The sequence below is a fragment of the Trinickia sp. genome, from assembly GCF_051953955.1.
Taxonomy (GTDB): domain Bacteria; phylum Pseudomonadota; class Gammaproteobacteria; order Burkholderiales; family Burkholderiaceae; genus Trinickia.
Window position 1 is genome coordinate 1 of sequence record NZ_JBQCIF010000065.1, and the last position, 16,287, is coordinate 16,287.

The 16,287-nt window shown below is 63.4% G+C and carries 15 protein-coding genes; 7 read left to right on the forward strand and 8 right to left on the reverse strand.

Annotated elements, in window-relative coordinates; genetic code table 11:
* From ACTHNZ_RS12475 to ACTHNZ_RS12485, 3 genes are all read right to left on the reverse strand, one after another.
* Positions 1–1,017: cache domain-containing protein (locus tag ACTHNZ_RS12475; RefSeq protein ID WP_440542805.1), on the reverse strand; the 1,017-nt coding region annotated here is incomplete at its 3' end.
* Entirely contained in the window at positions 1,014–2,321 is a 1,308-nt protein-coding gene (locus ACTHNZ_RS12480; protein WP_440542806.1) for an ABC transporter substrate-binding protein, read from the reverse strand. The genes ACTHNZ_RS12475 and ACTHNZ_RS12480, both read right to left, overlap by 4 nt.
* Positions 2,322–2,601: 280 nt before the next feature.
* Positions 2,602–3,966: an NAD(P)/FAD-dependent oxidoreductase gene (locus ACTHNZ_RS12485; protein WP_440542807.1), complete on the reverse strand. Its 1,365-nt coding sequence runs from the start codon at positions 3,964–3,966 to the stop codon at positions 2,602–2,604.
* A 100-nt stretch (positions 3,967–4,066) separates the two neighbouring features.
* On the opposite strand from ACTHNZ_RS12485, the gene ACTHNZ_RS12490 reads away from it, so the two are divergent.
* Complete coding sequence (locus ACTHNZ_RS12490; RefSeq protein ID WP_440542809.1) at positions 4,067–5,020, forward strand: LysR family transcriptional regulator; 954 nt, start codon at positions 4,067–4,069, stop codon at positions 5,018–5,020.
* Between the two features lie 70 nt (positions 5,021–5,090).
* Here the strand turns inward: ACTHNZ_RS12490 and ACTHNZ_RS12495 are convergent, their stop codons facing one another.
* On the reverse strand, positions 5,091–6,371 hold the full coding sequence (locus ACTHNZ_RS12495; RefSeq protein WP_440542810.1) for an MFS transporter: 1,281 nt from the start codon (positions 6,369–6,371) through the stop codon (positions 5,091–5,093).
* Positions 6,372–6,495: 124 nt separating this feature from the next.
* Entirely contained in the window at positions 6,496–7,962 is a 1,467-nt protein-coding gene (locus tag ACTHNZ_RS12500; RefSeq protein WP_440542811.1) for a mannitol dehydrogenase family protein, read from the reverse strand.
* Positions 7,963–8,119: 157 nt separating this feature from the next.
* Between ACTHNZ_RS12500 and ACTHNZ_RS12505 the strand changes: the two genes are divergently transcribed.
* The 5 genes from ACTHNZ_RS12505 to ACTHNZ_RS12525 all read left to right on the forward strand — a co-directional run bounded on the left by ACTHNZ_RS12505 (position 8,120) and on the right by ACTHNZ_RS12525 (position 13,733).
* On the forward strand, positions 8,120–8,845 hold the full coding sequence (locus ACTHNZ_RS12505; RefSeq protein ID WP_440542812.1) for a GntR family transcriptional regulator: 726 nt from the start codon (positions 8,120–8,122) through the stop codon (positions 8,843–8,845).
* A 24-nt stretch (positions 8,846–8,869) separates the two neighbouring features.
* Positions 8,870–10,078 carry a D-mannonate dehydratase ManD gene (manD, locus tag ACTHNZ_RS12510; RefSeq protein ID WP_440542813.1) on the forward strand — a complete coding sequence of 403 codons (1,209 nt, stop codon included), beginning with the start codon at positions 8,870–8,872 and terminating at the stop codon, positions 10,076–10,078.
* Between the two features lie 48 nt (positions 10,079–10,126).
* Positions 10,127–11,164, forward strand: a complete 1,038-nt coding sequence (locus ACTHNZ_RS12515) for a Zn-dependent oxidoreductase (RefSeq protein WP_440542814.1) — start codon at positions 10,127–10,129, stop codon at positions 11,162–11,164.
* 206 nt (positions 11,165–11,370) lie between these two features.
* Positions 11,371–12,870, forward strand: a complete 1,500-nt coding sequence (locus tag ACTHNZ_RS12520; protein WP_440542815.1) for an aminotransferase class V-fold PLP-dependent enzyme — start codon at positions 11,371–11,373, stop codon at positions 12,868–12,870.
* Positions 12,867–13,733 (forward strand): MBL fold metallo-hydrolase, encoded by an 867-nt coding sequence (locus tag ACTHNZ_RS12525; RefSeq protein WP_440542816.1) that lies wholly within the window; start codon positions 12,867–12,869, stop codon positions 13,731–13,733. The genes ACTHNZ_RS12520 and ACTHNZ_RS12525 overlap by 4 nt, the downstream gene beginning before the upstream one ends.
* Positions 13,734–13,798: 65 nt before the next feature.
* Here ACTHNZ_RS12525 and ACTHNZ_RS12530 read toward each other — a convergent pair whose 3' ends face one another.
* The 3 genes from ACTHNZ_RS12530 to ACTHNZ_RS12540 are packed head-to-tail and all read right to left on the reverse strand — an operon-like array spanning position 13,799 to position 15,783.
* Complete coding sequence (locus ACTHNZ_RS12530) at positions 13,799–14,407, reverse strand: hypothetical protein (RefSeq protein WP_440542817.1); 609 nt, start codon at positions 14,405–14,407, stop codon at positions 13,799–13,801.
* A gap of 57 nt (positions 14,408–14,464) precedes the next feature.
* Positions 14,465–15,238, reverse strand: a complete 774-nt coding sequence (locus ACTHNZ_RS12535) for a molybdopterin-dependent oxidoreductase (RefSeq protein WP_440542818.1) — start codon at positions 15,236–15,238, stop codon at positions 14,465–14,467.
* 23 nt (positions 15,239–15,261) lie between these two features.
* A complete protein-coding gene (locus ACTHNZ_RS12540; RefSeq protein ID WP_440542820.1) occupies positions 15,262–15,783 on the reverse strand; it encodes a cytochrome b/b6 domain-containing protein in 522 nt (173 codons plus the stop codon).
* A gap of 234 nt (positions 15,784–16,017) precedes the next feature.
* Between ACTHNZ_RS12540 and ACTHNZ_RS12545 the strand changes: the two genes are divergently transcribed.
* The coding region (locus ACTHNZ_RS12545) for a response regulator (protein WP_440542819.1) at positions 16,018–16,287 on the forward strand (270 nt) is incomplete at its 3' end.

Here is a 16,287-nt window from a genome sequence, read left to right on the forward strand (position 1 = left end):
GGTAATGCTGTGCGCGATGAAGTAGGCGAAAAAAATCGACAGCAGGAAACCGGCAATGCCCACGAGGACGATTTGGTTTCGGACGGATTGCGCCTGCGCCGTGAGCGTCCGTTCGGACGTCGTGCTCACGACGAACCACGCGGTGCCGGGAATCCGGTTGTACGCCGCGAGATAACGTCCGCCATGCCGGCCTTCGAATTCGACGATGCCTGGCGCTTCTTCCGTGGTCTCGGCGGCCGAGACCTTTTCGATGAGCCGAGGTTCGGCGGCGGCGTCCGCGTCGAGCGCCGTGCCGTTCGCGCGCACGATGACCTGATGCGTATCGGCATCGAGCACGTAGATATCGGAGCCGCTGCCCCAGGCGAAATCACGGAAGGCCGTGGAGAAATGCTCGGGCCGAACGACGAGCACGAGGCTGCCGATTCGCCGGTTGTCGCTCTTGTCGATGATGGCGCGGACCATGCCCAGATCGCGCTGGCCGAAGCCGCTGTCGTAACTGCCCCAGTAGGGCCGGCCGTCTTGGCGGTGCGCATGCTCGACGAGGCGGACCACGCCGTTCGTCAACCGCGCGAACGCCTGGGTGTCCATGATGCGGTTGCCGCGGTCGAGCAGATACTTCTGGTTGACGAAATCGATCGATCCATAGTGATCGAGCAGCAATCGCGTCATGTCCTCGCGTGCCTCGATCCTTTCCTTCGGGTTGCCGTTCGCGACTTGCGTGAGATCGCGTTGCACGCGATCGGACAGGGCCAGCAGGCCGGCGTCGGTCTGGATCTGCTCCATCCGCAGCACGATGCTGCGCGACACTTGCCTGACGGCCCCCCTCGAAAATACCTCTGCCTTTTCCTTGATCGCGTCCGTCGATTTCACATAGGCGATGCACCCGGAAATCACGAGCGGCAGCAGCGACAGCAAGGCGAACGCCGTCATCAACCGGTGGCGGATCTCGACGCGGCGCAGGACATCGAGCGAAAGGTAGGCGAACAGCCGTTGCGCGGGGCCGATGATGGCGCTCATTTGTAGTGCATCGTGGCTTGGTTCTTGACCGATTCATCGAGGCGCTGCGCCGCCTTCCGGGGCGAGATCTTCTGCAGCAGCACGTCTTGCATCAATCGGTGCAATTGCTCGATCGTGTTGGAAGGCAGCACCGAATAGTAGGGGCTTGATGTGACGCGATAACGACTGACGGCGTTCGTGTAGTCGACCATCGCTTGATCCATGAGCACGGTTCCCTCGACGTGCTTGAAGGGCGGAATGTTGCGGCGCTTGTGCTGGAGAATCGGGAAGCCTTTGCCGGCGATGAATTCCAGAAAGCGCGTGGCCGCTGCCTTGTTCGGCGTCTCGCATACCGCGAAACCCGTTTCGCTGCCGACGACGGGCACGGCTTGCCGGCCAGGCGCATTCCAAGGCGGAACGAAGACGCCGACTTCGAAGGGGTTGCCGTGCAGCAAAAGCCCGGCCGCCCAACTGCCGTGGAAGGCCATGGCGACCTTGCCGTCCTTGAACAGCTGGATGCCGCCGTCGTAGTCGGTCGTCATGTAGCCCTTCTGCGCGTATCCGCGTTCCGGGATCAGGGCGATCTTCTCGAAGATATCGGCCCCTGCGGGCGTGTCGAGATTCAGCGATCCGTCGCCGATCTTTCGCTTCCAGTCCGGCTCAACCGCCACGATGTCATTGGCGAAGCCGGATGCGAACGGCCCGTTCCCGAGCATGTTCGGAAAGCCGCCGCTCCACATGATCGGCACGAATCCCGCCCGTTTCAACCGTTCGCAAACGCGCAGAAAATCGCGGAAGTTGGTCGGCAGCGTCTTGATGCCCGCCTTCGCGAAGATCGCTTCGTTGTAATAGATCAACGTCGTGGCCACGCCTCCGGAAATGCCGAATTTCCTCGAGCGGCGGCTCGTCCAATCGCGCTTCAGCGCGTCGAGCATGTTGTGCCAGGCCGCGGTCTCGCCGACATCCGCAAGAATGCCTTGATCGGCCAGTTCGGCCGCATACGCGTTGGGATTCACGCTGACGAGATCGGGCAACTTACCGGACGCGACACGCGGCTTGATGTTCTCTTCGACCGAATTGCCGATCATGAACTGCACGTTCACGTGGATATCGGGGTTGAGCTCGCCGAATTCCTTCGCTATTTGCAGCATCTGCTCAGGCCAGTCGGGTGCCCAAATCAGCGCGGTGATGGTCGTGCGGGGTTGCGCCGCGGCTGCGGCTTGCGGGGCGGCCGTGCGATCATGCCGATGGCAGCCGCTCAGGCATGCCAGCAGCAGTGCGGCGATGGCTCCGAAGCGCAGGAGGGCGAGGGCGGCCGATCGCACTTCACCCCCGATTCGAAGTGAAATCGTACCGAATCGCCGGCGGCGTGGCAGTGCCTGCGATCGGCAAACGCCGGCGTGGTGCCAGGTGCGTGAGGGTATCCATGGCTGCAGAGAATGCGAACGAATCGACCTCTGCATATCGGCACGGGCGACTGAACCTTGAGCGCCGGGGGGACGCCTTCGCAAGTAGGCTGGGGCGCGAGGGCGCGCGGTGGGCACGCCGGCGCGTGCCCCGCAAAACACCTTACGGAAAACTCCCTAGCTAGCGCGACCCGCGTAGTCAGTGCAACCTGATGGACGGCCGATTGTGGCTCTGCAGCCAGTGGCTCAGCGATTGAAGCAGGGTTCGCTTCGTTCCATGCAGGCCGAGCAAATGCTTTCGGTAGATGAATTCATAGAGCCCGATCGCGGCGAGTCCGTCGATGATCAGCGACCGCGAGCGCCCAAGCTCGGTCTGGAAGACCGCCCCGGTCTTGCCCAACGATACGACGGTCCCGGCATCGTGAAACGCGAAGCCGCGAACGCGCTTGCCCGACAGGCGTTGCATGAATGCTTGCCCGAGATAGCGCGCCTGCTGGTAGGCAACTTGGGCGCGGGGGGGCAGATAGCCGCGGCTGCCCTGCGACGGGCAGGCCGCGCAATCGCCGAATGCGAAGACATGGGGATCGTCGGGCGTCTGCAACGTATCGTTGACGATCACTTGGTTCGAAGCATTGAGCGCGACGTCGCCGATTTGCGCGAGCATCGCCGGCCCCGCGACGCCCGCGGCCCAGATCGTGATGTCGCTGGCGAGCCGTTGGCCCGCTGCCGTGAGAATCGCATCGCGCGTGACCTCCGATACGCGAATACCCGTCAGCACTTCGACGTTCAGATCGCGCAACTGAGCATGCGTGCGCGCGGATACGCGCTCGTCGAGCGTCGGCAGGATGCGCGGCGCACCTTCGATCAAGCGGATGCAGACGTGCCGATCGGCGATCAGCGACTTGAACCGGTAGGCCGTCAACGGCCCCACCGCATGCCTGAGCGCGGCGGCTAGCTCCACGCCGGTGGCGCCCGCGCCGATGACATTGATGCAGATCGGTGGCGCCGCCCGCGCGGGCTGTTCTTGCGCGAGGTGATTGGCCTTCGTGCAAGCGGCCAGAAACCTCCGACGAAAGTGTTCGGCCTGCTCGAGGTTTTCGAGCGGAAGCGCATGCTCGGCCGCACCCGGCACGTTGAAGAAATTCGTGACGCTGCCGAGCGCGAGAACGAGTTCGTCATAGTGCAACTGCCGCTCCGGCAAGATGTGCTCGCCATCCGCGTCGAACACGGCGCCGATCGTGGCGAGATGCGCGGTTCGGTCGACGCGTAGCAGCTCGCCTTGGACGAAACGAAAGCCGTGGTGCCGGGCCTGCGCCGCATACTCGATCGTATGCGTGGCCGGATCACAATGGCCCGATGCGGCTTCGTGCAACAGCGGCTTCCAGAAGTGCGTCGGGTAGCGATCCACGAGCACGATTTCGGCGAGCGCTCGCCGTCCGGCCGTGCCCGCGAGGCGCGTCGCCAACTGCATGCCGCCGGCACCGCCGCCGACGATCACGATGCGGGGAATGCGCGCGGTGCGCGGACTGCATTCGGCCGTGGGGGTGAACGAGGTCGTGTCCATGATGGGGCTCCGTCGTTGACGCTAGGGGATGACAGCTTTCGAGATACGAAGATATAGTTCCCCATACGCAAGGACAATTTAATATTTATGGGCGACTCATATGTATTCGCTAATAGGTAAGACCGCGACGTTCCGACAACTGAGGGCCTTGGATATGGTCGCGCGGCTCGGGAGCGTTTCGCGTGCCGCCGAGGAGCTCAATCTGACGCAGCCCGCCGTTTCGCTGCAGATCAGACTATTGGAGGAGGCCGTGGGCGCGGCTTTGCTGCAGCGTGTGGGGCGCGGCGTGCAGCCGACGGCCGCCGGGGAGATCGTCGGCCGCTATGCGCGCGAGATTCTGCATTTATGGAGCGAAGCGGGCGATGAAGTGGCGGCGCTGACGGGCGATCTCGGCGGCACGCTGCGCATCGGCGCGATTACGACGGCCGAGTACTTGATTCCGCCGCTGCTCGTGAAATTCACGGCCACGCGTCCTCACGTCAAGAACTACTTCAAGGTGGGCAATCGCGACGAGATCATCCGCATGCTGGCCGCGCACGAAATCGATTTGGCCGTGATGGGAAGCGCGCCGAAGGAGTTGCGCACCCACGCCGTCGAGTTCGCGAAGCATCCGATGGTGTTCGTCGCCGCGCCCTCGCATCCGCTCATGCGGCGCAAGCGGGTCAATTTGAAAGACCTCGAGGCGGCGCATCTACTCGTGCGCGAGCGGGGCGCCGGCACGCGAACGACGGTCGAGAATCTGTTCAAGGCTTCGGGCCATAAGTTTCATATCGGATCTGAGCTGTCGAGCAACGAAGCGATCAAGCAGATGGCGGAGGCGGGCCTCGGCGTCGCGTTCCTATCGCTGCATGCCTGCGCGCTCGAATTGCGGACCGGCCTGCTCGGCCAACTGCCCTTTCCCGGCAACCCGATCGAACGCGAATGGTATGTGGTCACCCTTGCCGATCGGCGCATCTCGCAGGTCACCGCGCTCTTTCGGGACTTTCTGATCGAGCAAGGCGCGCCCGTGATGGACGGCGTCATCGCGAAGCCTCATGAGCGGCAGCGCGCCTAGGCGCGCTTGCCGCCGGTCGTGGCGACCGGCTCACCAAAACCAGAACGGGAACGGTATCGGGGTACCGTCTTCAATGCACGGCTTGTTCGCGCAACACCTCGCCGCGGCGCGCATTCCTAACGAACAGCCCGGAGAGTACGGCACCGGCCAGAGCAATGGCGCCCGCCAGCAAGAACGCCGACGCGAATGCGCCGCTGCGCTCGACGATGAGCCCGGTGATGGCGGGCCCGACGATGCCCGAGAGGCTGCCCATGCAATGCAGGAACCCGCTTACGCCGCCGACACGCTCGGCGTGCACGACGTCCTGCACGATTGCCCAATAGATGGCGCCTGTGACGTAGAGAAAGAACAGCGATACCGACATCAGCGCGACGGCGCTTTGCGTCGATTGCACCGTTCCCGCGATGGCGACGCACGCGCCGGCGCCCAGCAGGCAGGTCACGAGCACGATGCGTCGGGACAGCAGCAAATTGCCGGTGAATTTGTAAATCGCATCCGAGATTGCGCCGCCGCACGCGAGGCCAACCGTGCCGACGAGCCATGGCACGACGGTCGCGATGCTCATTTCGCGAATGTTGAGATGGTGCGCCTTCACGAGGTAGCTGGGGAACCAGGTCAGGAAGAAGAACAGGACGTAGTTGTAGCTGAAGAACGCGAAGGCCGTGGCGAGGATGCGCGGTTGCCGAATGTATTGCGACAGCGATGGGGCGGCCGCGGCCGTCGAGCCGCGCGCCGAAGAGGCGCGAACGCCGGCACCGGGCGCGTTCGCGTTCGCGTTCGCGGCGTCGGGCCGGTCGGTCGTCGTGAGCATCCAGACCGTCACCCAGGCGAGCCCGATCGCGCACACGATCCAAAACGACGTGCGCCAGCCGAATCGGATGGCGAGCAACCCGACGATCGGGCCGGCGATGGCGCCACCAAGCGGAGACCCCGCGCTCAGCAAGCCCATGGCCGTCGCAGCTTTCTCGCGCGGGAGCCAGTTGTTGACCATCTTGTTCGCGGCCGCGCAGAGCGGGCCTTCCGCCATGCCGAACAACAGACGGACGATCAGGAGGCTGACGAAGCCGATCGCCACGGCGGTCATGCCGCAAAAAATCGACCAGAACCCGACGGCGAGCACGTAGACGAGCTTCGGGCCGAGCCGGTCCGAAGCGAGGCCGCCCAAGAAATTGAACAGCGCATAGCCGACGAAAAATATGCTGAAGACGACGCCCATCTGCGCGGGACTAAGGCCGAGGTCGGACTGCACCAGCGGCGCGGTGACCGACAGTGCGACACGGTCGAGGTAGTTGATGCCATAGACGATGAACAACAGGAACACCATCGTCCATCCCTTCGCTCTTTGATTCATGCCTGTCTCCTTCATGCCGGTGGTCCGGCCGTGATGTGTAGGTGTCGTCCGTTTGCATCCGTTCGAGCGGTCGGCCGGCAGGCCGCTGCCGAGGGTCTAGGAAACGAGCCGGCCGATGCGGTGCTCAGGCTGCGATGCGCGTGCCGAGCAATCCGTCGGTGCCGCCTTCGCGCAGCATCGACAGATGCATGCCGATGCGGCGAATGAGGGCATCCGGCCAAGCGCCCGCCTGAGCGAATGCCGGCGCGGCAAACACTGCTTCGACTGCATCGGCGGGACTGCCTGCGCCCCGGATTCGTGCCGTCAGCGACGGCGCGCCGGGATCGCTGATCGTCAACGCCCGGCCTTGCTCGTCGCGCGCGGTCGTGAGGTAGTGCAGCCAAATCGCGAGCGCGCGCTCGAGGTATGGGCGCTCGACGTTGGCCGCCGCGCTTTCGGCGAGCGCCGGCAACCAGCGCAGCGGCACCTTCTGCGTGCCGTCCATCGCGATCTGTTCGGTGCGATGCGCGAGCGTCGGATTGCGAAAGCGCCGCATGAGGGTTCCGCAGTATCCTCGCGCGTCATAGCCGCGCGGGACGTCGATGGTCGCGAGCAAGTCCCGTGTCATCACGCCGTCGACGAACGTGGCGATCACGGGATCGGCCATTGCGTCGGCTACCGTGGGCCGTCCTCGAAGTTGCCCTAGGTAGGCGATGGCCGAGTGCGATCCGTTCAGCAGGCGCAGCTTCATGGTCTCGTAGGGGCGAACGTCGTTGGTCACGAGCGCGCCGGCTTCTTCCCAGCGCGGACGCGGGCCCGCGAACCGGTCCTCGACGACCCACTGGGAAAACGGTTCGCAGACGATGGCGGCACGATCGCGCGCGCCCAAACGTGCTTGCGCCCAATCGAGCGACTCGGGCGTCGCGGCCGGCACGATGCGGTCGACCATGCTGTTCGGAAAGCCCACGTCGTCGCGAACGCGGCGTGCAAGGGCCCCGTTGAACCGTTCCGTGTAATCGACCAGCAGCGCGCGCAGCGCGTCGCCGTTCGACGGCATGTTGTCGCAACTGAGGACCGTCAGCGGAGCATCGGCTGGCCGCAGCGCGAGCCCCGCCGCAATGACCCCGAGGGCAGTGCGGGGCGAGCCCGGCGTCGCCAGGTCTTGGCGCATCTCGGGGGCGTTTGCATCGAGGCGGCCGTCGGCGCCGCGGTAGTAGCCTTTTTCCGTGACGGTCAGGCTGACGATGGACACCGCCGGGTCGGCGATGAGCTGCAGTAGCGCGGGCAGCGATTCCGGCGCAAAAAGCGCACCGTGAACTGCGCCTACGAGCCGCGTGCGAGCGGTGTCGCCATCTCGTTCCGTCACCGTGTACAGGTGATCCTGCGCGGCGAGCAGGTCGACGGTATGCCGCCGCCGCAATTCGACACCGACGGTCCCCCAGCGCATGTCGCCGCGTTCGAGCGCGGCGTCCGTATAGATCGCTTGGTGTGCTCGATGAAATGCGCCGAGGCCTAGATGAACGATGCCGGTGCGAACGCAGCGCCGGTCGTAGGTCGGGCGGTCCACGTTCGACGGCAGCGTCTGCAAAAGGTCTGCTGAGAGGAGAGACATAGAACGCAATCTGCTTATGTACCATGGTAGATCGACGAATAGACGCAGCGTAGCGGCGCTTAAGGCGCGGTGTTATTGGTGTAAACGCGATGAACCAGAAAAACTAGTCATGGTGTACCATGGTACGAAATCAAATCTTGGCAGGATCACTGGACGGATGAGCGACATAGCATTGATGGACGACGTCGTCGTCGCGGCGTTGCGGGCATTTACGTTGGACGAAACTCGCTCGTACGCGCAGCAAGTGCACGCGCTGTTGCGCGACGCGATCGTGCGCGGTGCATTGCCGCCTCGCACCGCGCTATCGGAGGCTGTCATTTCGGCGACCATCAAGGTCAGTCGCACACCGGTGCGCGAGGCGCTTGCGCAGCTTGCCGACGAACGGCTGGTGCTGATTTACCGTAAGGTCGGTACCCTCGTGGCGCCGATTTCCGTCTCGGTATTGGAAGAAGGGCGCTTCGCGCGCAGCACCTTGGAATGCGCGAATCACGTCGAGCTCGCCCAGAAAATCACGCCGGCGCAGTTGGCCGAGATCGGGCGCCTCGTGGACGCGCAGCGCGAGGCCGTCGCCGCGGGCGACGTCGATGCGTTCTTCGTGTGGGACGAAACGATGCACGGCAGGATGTTCGAGTTCGCCGGGCGCCCGCACGTCTGGGAAATGTTGCAGCCGATGAAGCGCCAGTTCGATCGCGTGCGCTGGCTGCTTTTGGATCGAGTCGAGGATCATGCGCGTCGTGCGCTGCACGAGCACGAGCAGATCCTCGCGCACATCGCGTCGCGCAATTTCGCGTTGCTCGGCGCATCCGTTGCCGCACACGTCGACCGTATCGGCACGCATTTGCCGGCCGTGCGTAGCCGCGCGCCCGAGTTCTTCGTCGACTGAGTCGCTCGCGAAAGGGGAAACGCAGTGAAAATCGAACGCTTGCAAACCATCGTCACGTGTCCGGGCCGAAACTTCGTGACGGTCAAGATCGTCACCGACGAAGGGGTGTGCGGACTAGGGGATGCGACGCTCAACGGGCGCGAGCTTGCGGTGCGTGCGTATTTGGAGGAGCACCTGTTTCCGTGCCTCGTGGGTCGCGACCCGCGCAATATCGAGGATATTTGGCAATACCTGTATCGCGGGGCGTATTGGCGGCGCGGGCCGGTGACGATGACCGCCATCGCGGCGATCGACATGGCGCTTTGGGACATCGTGGGCAAGCTCGCGGGCATGCCCGTTTATCGATTGCTCGGCGGCAAGAGCCGTGACGGGCTGATGGTGTACGGCCATGCGAACGGGCGCGATCACGACGAAGCGGTCGATGCCGTGCACGAGCACATCGAGGCGGGCTTTCGGGCGATCCGCGTTCAGTCGGGCGTGCCGGGCCTGGCTAAGGTGTACGGCGTCGGAAAGACCACGGGGGCGTACGAGCCCGCCGAAAAGGGCTTGCCGCCGGAGGAGCCGTGGGACACCTCGCTCTATCTGCGCCATACGCCGGAGCTGTTTCGAAAAGTGCGTGAGGCGGTGGGTGATGCGCCGCACCTGTTGCACGATGCGCACCACCGGCTGACGCCGATCGAAGCGGCACGGCTCGGCCGCGATCTCGAGCCGTATCGCTTGTTCTGGCTGGAGGACCCGACGCCGGCGGAAAACCAGGATGCCTTCCGCCTGATTCGTCAGCACACGACGACGCCGCTCGCCGTCGGCGAAATATTCAATTCGATCTGGGACTGCAAGGACCTGATTCGAGATCAGCTGATCGATTACATTCGCGCGACCATCGTTCACGCGGGCGGCATCACGCATATGCGGCGCATCGCCGACTACGCTGCGATGTATCAAGTTCGCACGGGGTTCCACGGCGCGACGGACCTGTCGCCGGTTTGCATGGCGGCGGCAGTCAATTTCGGCCTATGGGCGCCGAATTTCGGAATTCAGGAGTTGATGCGGCACAACGCCTTGACCGACGAGGTGTTCCCGCACAACTACCGCTTCGAAGACGGTTATCTCGTGATGGACGACGTGCCGGGCCTCGGAGTCGACATCGACGAGACGCTTGCCGCGAAGTATCCGTATGAGCGTGCGTATCTGCCGGTCGCGCGACTGCGCGATGGCTCGATGTGGAACTGGTGATGGCTGGTGATAGCTGGTGAGAGTGCAACATCTGAAGGAGAGTGCCGAATGTTGAGCGTCGTTGTCGATTCGCCGCACAAGATGGGCGTGCGCGAGGTCCCGCTACCCGTGCCGGCGGCCGGAGAAGTGCGCGTGCAGGTGAGGTACGCGGGCATCTGTGGTTCCGACTTGCACATTTTTCATGGCAAGAACCCGTTCGTCTCGTACCCGCGCATCATTGGTCACGAGTTCGTCGGCCGCATCGAATCGGTCGGTCCCGGCGTCGATGCCGTGCGGCTCGGCGAAACCGTGGCGGTCGATCCGGTGATCAGTTGCGGCCACTGTCACGCATGCTCGATCGGGCGCCGCAATGTGTGTCGAAACTTGACGGTGATCGGCGTTCATCGCGACGGCGGTTTCAGTCAATACGTCTGTGTGCCTGCGCGCAATGCCTACCGGATTCCCGCCGAGATCGCCGACACCTGCGCCGCGATCGTCGAGCCGTTCGCGGTCGCGGCGAATGCGACCTCGCGAACCGGGGTGCTGCCCGGCGATACCGCGCTGATCTACGGCGCGGGCACCGTCGGCTTGACGCTGCTTCAGGTGCTCAAGCGCGTGTACGGCGTGCGCACGTTCATCACGGACCGCCTCGGCGAACGTTTGCAGCTTGCGCGTGCCTGTGGCGCGGCCGAGGACGAAATCGTCAACACGAGCGTCGAGACCCTATCGGAGGCACTGCAGCGGCGCGGCGTCGAGGGCGGCCCGACGCTGATTTTCGATGCGGTGGGCCATCCGGCGATTCTCGAGGAAGCGGTGCGGCTCGCAGCGCCCGCGGGGCGCATCGGCATCCTCGGTTTCTCCTCGGAGCCGTCGTCGATCGTCCAGGCGGAACTCACGAAGAAGGAGTTGACGCTCTCCGCCTCCCGGCTCAATTGCGCGATGTTCCCGCAGGTCATCGATTGGATCAGCCGAGGGTTGATCGAGCCCGAGCACATCGTGACGCACAAAGTCGATTTTCGGCAGGTGGAGCAGGCGTTCGAGCAGGTGGAACTCAAACCCGCCGAAAGCTGCAAGATTCTGCTCGATTTCACGATGGCCTCGCAGTAGCGCCATGGCGCCCGGGGAGGGGGCTCCATCGTCGAGCAAGACGCGTCGGCGGCCGGTGACGATGCGCAGTACCGGCTCGGTACGGAGCGCCGTGCTCCTGGGAGGTAAAAAAAACTTCTGCGTTTGATCGAATCCCTAGTTGATTTTGGAGTTTTTTTCCCCGCCTACCACCGTATCATTTTGCTCATCCCTAGTAGAAAAAGATCATGAGCGAACGCGATACCTTGCATTACCTCGACTATGCGGCAACCACACCGGCTGATTCGCGGGTGATCGAATCGATGATGACGTGCCTCGGCGTCGACGGCGTATTCGGCAATCCGGCGTCGACCTCCCATGCCGCCGGCGCGCGCGCGCGGGCAAAAGTGGAACGGGCACGGGAGGAGGTGGCGGTGCTCCTTGGTGCGCGAGCCGATGAGATCATTTGGACTTCGGGCGCCACCGAATCGAACAATCTCGCCCTGAAGGGCTATGCGGACGCGGCAACCGGCAAGCGTCACCTGATAACGAGTTGCATCGAGCACAAAGCGATTCTCGATACGACGGCCAATCTCGCGAAGCGAGGCTTCGCGGTCACGTATTTGTCGCCGAACGGCGACGGCGAAATCACGGCGGACGCCGTGGCCGCTGCGATGGGGCCGGATACCGGGCTCGTGTCGCTGATGCTCGTCAACAACGAGCTCGGCACGCTGACGGATATCGCATCCATCGCGCGCATCGTGCATGCGGCAGGCGCGCTGCTGCACGTCGATGCGGCTCAGGCGCTCGGCAAAACGCCGATCGACGTGAACGCGCTCGGGATCGATATGTTGTCGATGTCCGCGCATAAGGTTTATGGGCCCAAAGGCATTGGCGCGTTGTTCGTCCGCAGCGAGATAGCGGGGCGCATCGCCGCGCAGATGCACGGCGGCGGACACGAGCGCGGCTTGCGCTCGGGCACGCTTGCGACACACCAGATCGTCGGGATGGGCACCGCCTGCGAATTGGCGGCGGCCGAGTTGGAGCGCGATGGGGCGCGGATCTCGTCGCTGAGCGCTCGGTTGTTGGAGGGGCTGTTCGCGCTCGGAGACATCACCCACAACGCGGGGGCGGCGCGGCGCATTCCTCATACCTTGAGTTTGACGGTGCACGTCCCGGGCTTTTCTCCGTTCATGCTCGGGGAGGCGCTCGCGGTATCGTCCACGTCGGCATGCAATTCGGCTGCCGGTACGCCTTCCCATGTGCTGACGGCAATCGGTCTCGATGCCGATGCGGCGAGCCGTACCGTGCGCGTGAGCATTGGCCGCTTCACGACGGAGCACGATATCGACTTCGCCATCTCGTGTTTCCGCCGCGCCATCGAGCAGTGCCGATCGACGCTATCGAGCGGGTTTTGCGCTTCGAGACAAATTGCACCCGGTGATCTGAAAGCGATTCACAACGCGGGCTTCCGCTCGGTCATCTGCAACCGGCCCGACGGCGAGGGTGCCGATCAGCCTTCCTTTGACGCGATTGCCGTGGCAGCCTTTGAACTGGGCATGGATGCGCGTTATTTGCCGATCGCGCCCGGCGGCATCGGAGAGGCGGAAGTCGACGCGTTCGGCGCGTTGGTCGACGCCTTGCCGAAACCCATCCTCGCTTATTGCCGAACCGGAAACCGATCGTCGATGCTTTGGAATCGGTTGACGGAACGCCTGCATGCCGAGCAAGAGGCGCGCTCCCTATGATGATCGAAGGCTATTTCGACGCGCGCACGTCGACCGTCAGCTATCTCCTGTGCGATGAGCGCACCCGGGAGTGCGCGATCATCGATAGCGTTCTCGACTACGATGCGAAATCGGGACGCGTCTGGACGGAAGGCGCGGACAAGCTCGTGGCGCGTGTGCGCGAGCTCGGCATGAACGTGCGCTGGTTGCTCGAGACGCACGTTCATGCCGATCACCTCTCGGCGGCGCACTATCTCCGAGAGAAAGTCGGAGGAAGGATCGCGATCGGGGCCGAGGTCGTCAAGGTGCAAGAAATCTTCGGGCCCGTCTTCAATTTGACCGAGGGCTTCCATTGCGATGGAAGCGAATTCGATGTGCTGCTGGACGACGAAGGCACGCTCGCGCTCGGTACGCTCGAGATTCGAGCGATGCACACGCCTGGCCATACGCCGGCCTGCATGACCTACGTCGTGACCGATGGCGCCGAGACGGCCGCGTTCGTGGGCGACACGCTGTTTGCTCCTGACTACGGCACGGCGCGTTGCGATTTTCCTGGGGGCGACGCGGGGGCACTTTATCGTTCGATCGCAAGAGTCCTGAGCTTGCCCGGCAATACCAAGCTCTATACGTGCCATGACTATCAGCCCGGCGGCCGTGCGCTCGAGTATATGAGCACCGTTGCGCAACAGCGACGACAAAACGTTCACGTTCACGACGGGATCGACGAGCCGACGTTCGTTGAAATGCGAACGGCACGCGATAAAACGCTCGACGTGCCGACGTTGCTGCTCCCGTCCGTTCAGGTGAACATGCGGGCCGGACGCATGCCGGAGGCGGAGAGCAACGGTCTGAGCTACATCAAGATTCCGATCAATAGGTTCTAGGGCAGCCCGCCAGCTCGCCGGCATGACGCGGCGGGCGTGCTCCTTTCATCCGCCGCGTGAATTACTTACATGGGCGGCTTCACGCCGTCTTTTTCCACGACGATGCGTTGTGCGGCAAAGCCTGCACCCGCCGGGGCCGCGACGACGAATACCTGCTTGCCGGGCTTCAGATCGTCGCGCGTGGCGGGTGCGAACGTCACGATAGGGACGTTCTCCGGTACCGTCACGGCGTTGGAGCCGCCCTTGTACGAGAGCTTCAGGTCGCGGCCGCTCGTGCCTTGCACGACCTGATCGACGTTCGCGTTCGTCATGGTGCTGCGCGGGCCCATGTCCCACGCGTAATGTCCTTCACCGGTGCCGCGCGCCGATTCCGGGAACACCAGCACCTCGGTCGCGGTCAGCTTGCCGTCCGTGCCGGTCATGGCCGCGGTGCCGACGAACGAGCCGGGCTTGATGTCGTGAAGCTCGATGTTCTTGAGCGCGGTGACAGGCGTGTCGGCCTTCAGCGCGATTTTCACCGTGTCGCCGCTGCGGCGATGGACGGTGAGGGTGTCGGCGGAAACCGAGACGATGTCGCCGCGGATGCGTGCCGGTTTGGCCGGCGTTTGAGCCAGCGCCACGGAGGCAAGAGAAAACGTGAATGCGCTGACGGCAAGCTTGAATCGAATCGACATGAAAGCTCCTGGTTGTGTCGAACGTGAGTGGAGGCGAGGCGAGGCGAGGCGCGACGGTCAAGATCCGCCGAACCAGTTGTAGCCCTGGTTCTCCCAATAGCCGCCGGGGTAGTCGTTCGTGACGGTGATCGCGACGATGTGCTTGGGATTCTTGTAGCCGAGTTTGGTCGGCATGCGCAGCTTCATCGGGAAGCCGTATTTCGGCGGCAGGATTTGGCCGTCATAGGTCAGTGTGAGCAGCGTCTGCGGATGGAGTGCCGTCGGCATGTCGATGCTCGTCGAATAGTTGTCCGCACAGTGGAACGCAACGTACTTCGCGCTCGTGTCGGCACCGGCGTGTGCCAAGAAGCGGGCGAATCGCACGCCGCCCCACTTGCCGATCGCGCTCCATCCTTCGATGCAGATGTGTCGCGTGATCTGATCCTCTTGCGGCATCGCGTGCAACTCGTCGAGGGTCCACGTGCGCTTTCCAGTCACGAGACCGCCTACGGTCAGCTTGTAGGTCGACGGATCGACTTCGGGGACTTCATCGATGTCATAGAACGCATTGAACGGGAACGGCCGCGTGATCATCGATTCGGGATAGGTCGGTGCGAGTTTGTTCGGATCGAATAAAAGCGCCTGCACGTCGTCGTTGAATGACGAGATCTTGCGCAGCATGGCGTTGACCGATTTGTCGTCGGTGATGCTGCAGCCCGACAGCAGAGCAAGGCCGCCGAGCGAGAGGAGGTGCTTGCCGAACAAGCGGCGCGCCGGTGCTTTCAATTCCGTCGCTGCGTCCTTGATGATGAGATCGGCGTCGAGGCGGGCGTTGAAGCGTTTGAGCGTCATGGTCGAAAGTACCTTTGCTAGGGCTAGCGTCCGCGGATCATCAGCAAGAGCGAGCGTGGCACGAGCGCCACCATCGCCAGATGGACGGCGAAGAAGACGACCAGAAAGCTCATGCCGAAGAAGTGCACGACACGGGCATTGTCGTAGCCGCCCATCAGCGTGCGCAGCAACGGAAATTGGACAGACTTCCATACGACGAGGCCGGAGAGAATCACGATCGAAAGATCGACGATCACGGCCAGGTAGGCGAACTTTTGGACGGCGTTGTAGTGCGTGAGATCGTCATGCCCGAGCTTGCCGCGCAGCGCCGCGTAGGCATCGGCGAACACGCTTTTGAGGCTGAGCGGAAACATGCGGCGCCGCAAACGTCCCGTCGCGACGTTCATGGCGAGATAGACGATGAAGTTCGCGGCAAGGAGCCACATCGCCGCGAAATGCCACTGAATGGCGCCGCCGAGCCAGCCGCCGAGCGTCACGGCGGACGGAAACGTCAGCGTCTTGAAGATCGGCGAAGCGTCGTAGATCTGCCAGCCGCTCGTCACCATGATGAGCACGGCCAGCGCATTGAGCCAGTGTGTGATGCGCAGCCACAGCGGCTGGACAGGTTGAAGCGTTTGCTTTCGCACGTCATGCCTCGCGTCGGATCGACCTTGAACGCTTGGCATGGTAGAGAGCGGGTACTGATCGATCGATGACCTCTCGATGACTTTTTTGTCATTTTTCGTGTGTCGATCACGCGGTCGCTAAAATGTCGCCCATGCAATCAAGGCGGCGCCAGCATGACCATCCTCGTAATCGAAGACGACCGCAAAACCGGCGATTACCTCAAGAAGGGACTGACCGAATCCGGCTACCAGGTCGATCTCGCGCGCAACGGCACGGACGGTTTGCATCAGGCTTTGGCCAATCCCTACGAATTGATCGTGCTCGACGTGATGCTGCCCGGCATCGACGGATGGCAGATCATGTCCGCCCTGCGCGCGAAACGCGATTTGCCCGTTATTTTTCTGACGGCCCGCGATCATGTGACCGACCGCATCCACGGGCTG

Coding starts and splice junctions, on each gene's coding strand:
- ACTHNZ_RS12485 (WP_440542807.1), bottom strand. CDS start 3,966: ATGGACACGACCTCGTTCACCCCCACGGCCGAATGCAGTCCGCGCACC.
- ACTHNZ_RS12495 (WP_440542810.1), bottom strand. CDS start 6,371: ATGAATCAAAGAGCGAAGGGATGGACGATGGTGTTCCTGTTGTTCATC.
- ACTHNZ_RS12500 (WP_440542811.1), bottom strand. CDS start 7,962: ATGTCTCTCCTCTCAGCAGACCTTTTGCAGACGCTGCCGTCGAACGTG.
- ACTHNZ_RS12535 (WP_440542818.1), bottom strand. CDS start 15,238: ATGACGCTCAAACGCTTCAACGCCCGCCTCGACGCCGATCTCATCATC.
- ACTHNZ_RS12525 (WP_440542816.1), top strand. CDS start 12,867: ATGATGATCGAAGGCTATTTCGACGCGCGCACGTCGACCGTCAGCTAT.
- ACTHNZ_RS12530 (WP_440542817.1), bottom strand. CDS start 14,407: ATGTCGATTCGATTCAAGCTTGCCGTCAGCGCATTCACGTTTTCTCTT.
- ACTHNZ_RS12505 (WP_440542812.1), top strand. CDS start 8,120: ATGAGCGACATAGCATTGATGGACGACGTCGTCGTCGCGGCGTTGCGG.
- ACTHNZ_RS12490 (WP_440542809.1), top strand. CDS start 4,067: ATGTATTCGCTAATAGGTAAGACCGCGACGTTCCGACAACTGAGGGCC.
- ACTHNZ_RS12540 (WP_440542820.1), bottom strand. CDS start 15,783: ATGGTGACGAGCGGCTGGCAGATCTACGACGCTTCGCCGATCTTCAAG.
- ACTHNZ_RS12520 (WP_440542815.1), top strand. CDS start 11,371: ATGAGCGAACGCGATACCTTGCATTACCTCGACTATGCGGCAACCACA.
- ACTHNZ_RS12515 (WP_440542814.1), top strand. CDS start 10,127: ATGTTGAGCGTCGTTGTCGATTCGCCGCACAAGATGGGCGTGCGCGAG.